This window comes from Cloacibacillus sp., assembly GCF_020860125.1.
GTDB lineage: Bacteria > Synergistota > Synergistia > Synergistales > Synergistaceae > Cloacibacillus.
In genome coordinates this window covers 22,357-30,109 of sequence record NZ_JAJBUX010000077.1, presented here as the reverse complement: position 1 = coordinate 30,109, position 7,753 = coordinate 22,357, and the positions used below count along the sequence as shown (strand labels likewise).

General features: G+C 54.9%; 9 protein-coding genes. 4 read left to right on the top strand and 5 right to left on the bottom strand.

Annotation, left to right across the window (positions count from 1 at the left end; genetic code table 11):
* Positions 1-1,088: DUF6273 domain-containing protein (locus tag LIO98_RS10285; RefSeq protein ID WP_291956528.1), on the bottom strand; the 1,088-nt coding region annotated here is incomplete at its 3' end.
* 270 nt (positions 1,089-1,358) lie between these two features.
* Positions 1,359-1,466 (bottom strand): helix-turn-helix domain-containing protein, encoded by a 108-nt coding sequence (locus tag LIO98_RS15440; protein ID WP_363304269.1) that lies wholly within the window; start codon positions 1,464-1,466, stop codon positions 1,359-1,361.
* Between the two features lie 666 nt (positions 1,467-2,132).
* Here LIO98_RS15440 and LIO98_RS10280 point away from each other — a divergent pair.
* A complete protein-coding gene (locus LIO98_RS10280; protein WP_291956526.1) occupies positions 2,133-3,578 on the top strand; it encodes a sodium:solute symporter family protein in 1,446 nt (481 codons plus the stop codon).
* 264 nt (positions 3,579-3,842) lie between these two features.
* Entirely contained in the window at positions 3,843-4,283 is a 441-nt protein-coding gene (locus tag LIO98_RS10275) for a GNAT family N-acetyltransferase (RefSeq protein WP_291956524.1), read from the top strand.
* 53 nt (positions 4,284-4,336) lie between these two features.
* Here LIO98_RS10275 and LIO98_RS10270 read toward each other — a convergent pair whose 3' ends face one another.
* Both LIO98_RS10270 and LIO98_RS10265 read right to left on the bottom strand, forming a co-directional pair.
* Entirely contained in the window at positions 4,337-4,738 is a 402-nt protein-coding gene (locus LIO98_RS10270; RefSeq protein WP_291956522.1) for a helix-turn-helix transcriptional regulator, read from the bottom strand.
* Between the two features lie 505 nt (positions 4,739-5,243).
* Entirely contained in the window at positions 5,244-5,678 is a 435-nt protein-coding gene (locus LIO98_RS10265; RefSeq protein WP_291956520.1) for a translation initiation factor, read from the bottom strand.
* Between the two features lie 216 nt (positions 5,679-5,894).
* Between LIO98_RS10265 and LIO98_RS10260 the strand changes: the two genes are divergently transcribed.
* Entirely contained in the window at positions 5,895-6,656 is a 762-nt protein-coding gene (locus tag LIO98_RS10260) for a GNAT family N-acetyltransferase (RefSeq protein ID WP_291956517.1), read from the top strand.
* On the opposite strand, the gene LIO98_RS10255 is transcribed toward LIO98_RS10260, so the two are convergent.
* The gene (locus tag LIO98_RS10255) at positions 6,653-7,207 is read right to left on the bottom strand and encodes a GNAT family N-acetyltransferase (RefSeq protein WP_291956514.1); all 555 of its coding nucleotides are present in this window, start codon (positions 7,205-7,207) and stop codon (positions 6,653-6,655) included. The genes LIO98_RS10260 and LIO98_RS10255 overlap by 4 nt on opposite strands.
* 120 nt (positions 7,208-7,327) lie before the next feature.
* Here LIO98_RS10255 and LIO98_RS10250 point away from each other — a divergent pair, with 120 nt between their 5' ends.
* Positions 7,328-7,681: a hypothetical protein gene (locus LIO98_RS10250; RefSeq protein WP_291956511.1), complete on the top strand. Its 354-nt coding sequence runs from the start codon at positions 7,328-7,330 to the stop codon at positions 7,679-7,681.
* Positions 7,682-7,753 lie beyond the last annotated feature (72 nt).

Below are 7,753 nucleotides of genomic sequence, written 5' to 3'. Positions count from 1 at the left end.
TCGACGAAAATGTAGACCTCTTCGCCGTCGTGGTATTCGGGGATGACAAAGGTGACGGTTCCGCTTTTGTCGGCGGCGGCCTCTAGGCTCTTTATCCGCCCGTAGTATAGGGCACGGTCGCCTCTCGTGACAACGGCGGCGAGATGATAACCCACGCCGGTGGAGGCGCCTTCATACTTAAGCGTTATGTTGACGTCTTGGCCTCCTTTAATGTCACTCGGAGTCATGTTTGCCGACTTGAGTTTGTAGGTGTTTGTGGCGAGGGTCAGTTTGTGTTCGTATTTTCCTTTATCGTTTGAGGTGTAGGTTTGTTTATGGAGCGAAGCGGTCTGCCCATCATGCTTTCCGCCTGCGGCGGGAGAGGTGAAGAGCAAAAATTCAAGATTCAAACGGAAAGCCGGACGAAGACCGCCTGCCCCATCGTAGACGTGGTTTTTGTTGAGGTTGCCGTAGTTATCGACGAAAGACGCATAGTTTTTCTCGTGCCCGGGGGAACGAAGCCACCAATAACCATACTTTTTGTTACCTTCCGCATGATTGTAGATTCCCTGTGCCACGCCATAATCGCTCAGCTCCGCTTTACGCGAATTATTATCGACAAAACCATAGGCAGAATTTCCCGCCTCGGCGTAGGAAAGGAGGAATATTTTATCAGTTGTATTGGGACCGGGGGGAACAGTACTGTCCTTATAGACACTTGAGTTGTCCAGAGCCGCCTTTATTATCCCGCTCCCTTCGCCAGTGGAGAAGGCCTTCTCGTAGAAGGAATAACCTTTCGGGTTTATCACGGTTATTCCCGTTACGTCCGCAGATACCGATTTGACATATTCCGCTCCGTTGAGGAATTTGCGGATCAGCGATTCGCTCCACCATGAAGCATAGGGATCTGTCTCGCTGTAACTGGGGTTGAATGCCATCGCGTCAAGTATCTTTTCCGAGAGCAGCAGCTCCCGGCTGCCGCTCGTTTCAAGCACGCGCCAAACTATAGACTCCACCGTAAAGTCAGCCGAGCTTACGCTCTGCGGATAGCTGCCGTAATATACGACGTCCGCACTCGTCAGCGCCGGGGCATTCCGCGCCGCGCCCAATACTAGTGTAAGTGACAGTAAGAGAAGAAGTAAGAGATAGGGTGAGCGATATAATAAACTTAATTTTAGTTTTTGGAACAAAAGAATATATTTATTTAGTATATGGTCATCATGACGCTTTTTCATCTTTTTTGTCTCCTAATTAAGTATTCTTACTGTGGATATTTTGATAACTTACATCTCATCTTACCGTAGTTTTTGACGTTTGTGAAGCCGTTTTATTTTTCTCACAGACATCCCTCTGACATTATTCCACCTCCAGCGCCTCCCTCACCTTCGGGCAGATTTTTTAAGCCACTCCGACACGGCCTGCCGGCTGACGCCAAGTTTTTCCGCCGCCTCACGCTGGTTCAGCCCCTCCGAAAGCACCCGCGTGATCTCAAGCTCCCTCGCGGCGAGAACGCCGACGCGTGTCGCACATAGTTCGGCCTTGGCATATCCTCCTCACGCTTCCGCGCCGAAGGTCTCTTCCAGCTCTTTCAGCTGCAGTTCGCCGCCCTCGGCGCGCGCCCTGCGCAGACGGACCGCCGCGTCTTTATCCGCATAAGTTAACGCGATGCTCATATCCTCTGCGGGACGCTTTTACTTTTGCAATTAACAAAGGCCCAAAAAATTGAAATCCTGTCTTGACAGGGAAATAATATAGGCGTATCATTCACTTCACCAACGAAAAGTGGTAAAGATTTTCGAAACCAAAGGAGGCACGCGCGATGGAAAAGGCAATATTTAATAACAGCCGCTATTATTATTACTTTTATGCTTATCCCCGCACAGATGATGCCTCGGGGTTTTCGGTGTTTTCCACGAAGTGATTCAGACAGCATAAGGTAATAACTCTGAAAGATACTTCAAGGACCGCCGCCCTCAGGGGCAGCGGTCCTTTTTTGATATCGCGGGCAATTAAAAAATTATAAATAAAATTTTAACGGTGAAAGGAAGTAATGAAAATGTTTGGAACGGATCTTTGGGTAGTATGCGCGGGAGCTTCGCTTATTTGGAGTACGGCCTGGTCTATCGTGATGATTGCGAGGAGGGCGAGGTAAAATGTTCACCTTCGCGCCGCTCTGGATAGGCTACGCCCTCGTTCTCGTCCTCATCGCCAAATACTCGCGCAGCCACGACGCGCTGCTGCCCGGTAAGGTCGGAGTCGTCGTGCAGGCGCTCGCCTATGTCGCCACCTACATCTCCGCCGTGGCCCTGGTGGGCTTCGGCGGCCTCTGCTACCTCTTCGGGCTGCAAATGCTGCTCGTAGCCGCCGGAAACGTCTGGCTCGGCACCTGGTTCGTTTACAGGTTCCTCGCCTGGCCGACACGCCTCTGGCAGAGAAAGCTCGACGCGCGCACACCGGCGGAGCTGCTGGCAAAAGCCTACCAGATACCCGTCCTGCAGACCTTTCTCGGCGCCATCTCTGTCGTCCTTCTCGTCGTCTACGGCTCCGCGGTCTTTAAGGGCGCGGCCGTGATGGTGGCGGGAGTGCTCCCGATCTCCGTGAACGCGGCGCTGGTGGCGCTGGTGGCGATCGTCGGCCTCTCGGTCATCTGGGGCGGCCTGCGCGGAGTGCTGTACACCGAGGCCATTCAGGGACTTGTAATGATAATCGGCGTCGGCGCGCTGCTGATCGCGCTCCTCCGAGCGGTAGGCGGCCCCGTCGCGGGACTGCAGCAGCTCGCCGCGCTGCCGCCGGCCAAGGGGGCCGACAACGGTTTTCTCGCCCTCTCCAGCGGCGCCGGCGGCCTCAACGTAATCTTTCTCACGATAGTGACCTCGGTCGGCATCTGGGCGCAGCCGCAGCTGATCCAGCGTCACTTCGCGCTGCGCAGCATGGAGGAGACAAAAAAGGCGGCCCCCCTCGCGATGCTCGCGCTCTCCGTGGTAGTGGGCGGAGCCTACTTCGCAAGCGCGCTCTCCCGCGTCATGCTCGGCGGCGGCATCACGAACCCCGACACCGTGCTTCCGACCCTCATGCATAATCTTCTGCCCGCGATAGGACAGCAGCTTTTCGCGCTGGCAATCGTCTCGGCCTCGCTCTCCACCGCCTCCGCTCTGCTCCACATCGCAAGCGGCAGCCTTGGGCGCGACGTGCTCAAAAAGGAGCTCAAGGGCTGGTCATGGCGCATCGCCGTCGTCCTCTGCACCCTCGGCAGCGGCATCTTCGCGCTCAAAAGCGGCTCCATAATCGCCGTGATCTGCGCCACCAGCTGGACGCTGCTGGCCTGCGCGATCATGGTCCCCTACCTCGGCCTGCTGGCCTTCGGCCCCAAGGCTGGTCCCCGCGCGGCCCTCTTCAGCTCGCTCGGCGGCTTCTTCGGCTCCACCGCCTGGTACGCCGCCGCCTACGCCTCGACCTCGAAGGGGCTGACCGGCCTCGCCGCCCCGGGAATCCTCGGCGCGATCCACCCGATAATCCCTGGAATCCTCGCCTCGGCGGCGATCTTCGCCCTCTGCGCGAAGAGGGTGAGGGTGGAGGCCGAAGCGGGAGCGGAGGCATAAGGACGGTATCAAAAGATACCAACGCATAGGCCCAATATCCATAGAACGTACAATCTGGCCCTTCGCCGCCAAACCAGCAACAGAGGCGGGCGGGGGCCTTTTCATACCCGGCGGAAACGGTTCCCGCATAAGCCCGTATGGACGGCAATATTTTTGCCGGACCTTTAAAATAGCCCGCCGCCTCTACTCTTCTATATAATTCTTTCCAGCCTCTATAATATAGTCGTGATTTTCAAATTCTGCGGCAGCCGGAGGCATACCTTTATGGAGATAAGAAAAATGACGGCCGACGATTATGACGGGGTCTACCGCCTTTGGATGGAGACGCCGGGGCTGGGGCTGAACAGCCTCGACGATTCCAGAGAGGGCATAGAGAGATATTTAAAGAGAAATCCGAACACCTGTTTCGCAGCCGTAAAGGGGGAGAGGGTGATCGGCGTAATCATCAGCGGCCACGACGGCAGAAGGGGGTATATCTATCATACGGCGGTCGCGCTGTGCGAGCGCGGAAAGGGCGTTGCCGGCGCCCTCTTGGAGGCGTCGCTCAAAGCCCTGGAGGCGGAGGGCATCAACAAGGCCGCGCTCGTCGTTTTCGCGCGCAACAAGATGGGAAACGCCTTTTGGGAAAACCGCGGCTTTTCCGTTAGGGAGGACCTGATATACAGAAATAAAACCATCAGAGAATTTATAAGGATAGACACATAAAAGAAAATCTTTTCCGCGCTGTCGCCGCGTTCGCTAAATACGCGGCGCGCGTATCAACTGTTCCGGTAAATTTTTATTAGCTCCTTAGCCCTTTTTACCTCCAGCTGTCCGCGGGCGTAATCCAGCACCTTTTCCTTCTGGATGTCGTCAAGCTGCGCCATCACGTCGGCGACGGTATCCTCCAATGTCTTCGGATCACAAAATTCCCCCGCCGTCGAGGGGCTTCCAGCCCGCAAGCTCTCTGAGAGAACTTTTTCCGTATTTTCATCACGCCAAAGTTCCATAAGCGGTATATCAAGAACTCTGCGTATCTCCGCAAGCAGCTCTACTGAGGGACAGCGTTTGTTCTGCTCTATCTTGCTTATGTGGGTCTGATGGATATTCAGGATCTCACAGAGCTGCGGCTGAGTGAGACCTTTTAGCTTCCGGTATTTTCTCACGACATCTCCTATCATCTTTTATCCCCCCTCAACAGAATATCGAAAAACTATAACTTGATTATGGAAGGACTTTGCGTCATATTCAAAAGGCTATAAGGCTTGATTAATTTTAAAATATGGCTTACAGACTTATAATATCTATTATTGGCTTTTAATTTTTCGGATTGAGCGATGTAAATGGTTATTTCAGCCTGTGTATTCATGATAATTCACGGTCTTTGGGCCGGATTGGACGGGAGCAGGCACGAAATCTAAGTTTTACACGGACAGCGCCGGAACGGACTTCGCCGGGCTGCTGATACTCGTATCGGCGCCTACGCTGTTTATAGTTAGGAGAAAACGTTCCAAATAAGACAGCATTATCCAGACAGTATAAATAAAACTACTAAAGGCCGGGTGGGTGCCGTTGATATAGAGGGCGCCCATCTGGCCTTTATAAAAAGATGAACGGACGGCGGACTTTTTATAACGACCGCCGTTTAATTATTAATCAGCATAAATCAAATTAAATAAACTCTTTTTATCCGCTCTTTGTCACCTTCGTTACACCCTTTTTGGTGAAAAAGGCCTCCACGCGCTCCATGATGTCGCCCTGAAGGACGATTTTTCCATCTTCTATAGTGGAACCGCAGCCGAGAGCTTTGCGCAGCTCCTTCGCGAGCGCCGTTAGGTCGCCGCGGTAGTCCTGCGGCAGCGTCACGATCGTCACGGTCCTGCCGCCGCGTCCCGCGCGTTCGCGCCGCAGGGCGGCCTTTGATATTTTCGCCTCGGCTGCGAATTTCTCCGGAGCCGGTCCCGGCGGTATTTTTTCCATATCCTTCTCCGCGGCGGCGGAGTCCGCGGGCTTCGCCTCTTCCGCTCCCAGCAGAGCCCTGAGCGATATCCCCAGCGGCCCCTGCTGTGAGAGGGAAAAACCCTCGCCCTCGGTAGGTTTTTTATTTTTTTTCTCTCTCAATTCAATTTTCTCCTTCCCTGAGCATGACAACATTTGCCGTCGGTTAGAATTATAGGATAATAGCACCGCGCAAGGTAGCGGAGGCCATAAGTGGCGCTGGCCGAACCTCTATCTTGCTAATATTTCAGCGTTAAATCTGTAATTCACCCTTGTTGTTTTTAAGTTTAAGCTATTTAATTATAATAGAATGAAATATGGATATGAGAGGTATTACTTATGGATAGATTGCAGGCTTTCGATGAAAATTTCTTCTCCTTCGCGGAGATGTTAAGCGGCGCGCCCGGAGGCGCGGCCCTGCCCTTTAAGGCCCCGTCGCTCGCGGCGGCGAGCGGTCAGCCATACGCGGGTGAGAATTACGCGATCTTCGGCGCGGGCGCTGAGAATGAAGACGTCTCGGCGGCGCTCTCATTTTTCAGCAATCGCCGAGCGGAGTTCGTCGCTCCCTGGCTGCCGCAGACACCCTACAGCCTCGCGCAGATATTTGAGGAGCGCGGGCTGCTGCGCCGTCGGATATACACTTCGATGTACCTTCCCGCGGAAAGCATGCGCGCCGGTGAGCTGCCGAAGGATATTTCGCGGATAACGGAGAATGAGGCACTGAGATGGGGCGAGGCCGCCTGGTACGCCTTCGGCGGGGAAGCCTCTGCCGGCGTGGATTCTTACAAAAGGTACGGGGCCTATCTTGCCACGCACAAGGCCAACTCGGCCTTCGCGCTCGAGAGCGACGGGGGGTATCTTTCAACGGCGCTCATCCACGAGACTGCCGGGACAGTAGGCCTCTATTATTTCGCCACGCTGCCGGAACACCGCCGCCACGGCTTCGCCGCGCGCCTGATGGAGGGGCTCACAGCGGCGCTCGCGCATAAGGGCAAGCCGCTCGTGCTTCTCGCGACGGAGGCGGGGCTGCCCTTTTATATCAATTACGGCTTCAAGGTGATCGATAAGGTCCCCATCTGCTCGCTGACGGAGGATATTTAAGCCGACTCGGGAGCTGGCGGCGTCTGACCGGAGGCCGCCCACTCCTCTTTTGAGATTGCATAAATCAGGTGCGGCATATCTTTTCCCCGGTAATGTTTTATAAAGCGGCCCGCCGTTTTCATGCCGAGGCGCTCGGCGACACGGCGCGAGGCCGCGTTCTCCGGCCGAATCTCGGCGATCACCCGTTCCGCCCCCAGACGCTCAAAGGCATAGGCGAGGGAGGCCCGCGCTCCCTCCGTGGCGTAGCCCAAGCCCCAGCGTTCTCTGCCTAATATGTAGGCGATGCCAAAATGGCGGCATCCCTCTATGGTCTCGACAAGGGGGCCGATGAAGCCGATTATTTCGCCGCTGGATCTCTCGACCGCCGCGAGGAAGCTGAATCCGTCGCGCTCATATCTCGTCGCGTTTTCGCCGAGCCACGAGCGCACCTCATCCTCGGAGAAGCCGTGTTCCCAGGCATACATCACCTGCGCGTCGCCAAGTATCCGTGACGCGGCCTCAAAATCATCCGCGGTTATTTTGCGCATTATGAGCCGTTCTGTCTTGATCACTGAGTTCGCCTCCTTTTATGGCGGTTACCGGTCTCATATTTATAAAGGTTATGGAGCTGCGGGTCAACCCATACCGCCGATAGGCTATAATAGAAAAAACACAGGAAGGGAATGAGTTTTATGATAGATTTGGAGAGTCTCTGGCGCGACGCGCGGGCCGACACGCCCGTCTGCACCGTCACGGGAACCACGAAAAATATGATCCTCAACGCGATGATGGAGGGCGCTCACAGCTACGAGGCGATGGCCAAGGCCGTGCCGCTCTGCGAGGACAACGAATGCGCGTCGCGCAACCCCTCAGGGCGCGGCTGCCGTGAGAATGTCGAAGCCATCATTTCTATTTACCTGCCGGTATACGAGATGATGACGGAGGGCGGAGGCTGCCATCACGGGCCGCGTCCCGGGGCAAAACCGGAGGGCTGTTCCGGCCTCCGCACCGACGCCTGCGGCGGTTGTACCGGGTGTAACGGATAGATAAAAGAAGAGAAATCTCTCTTCTTTTATCTATACTTCATTTAATATTAAGATAATATCTTTTATTTTATT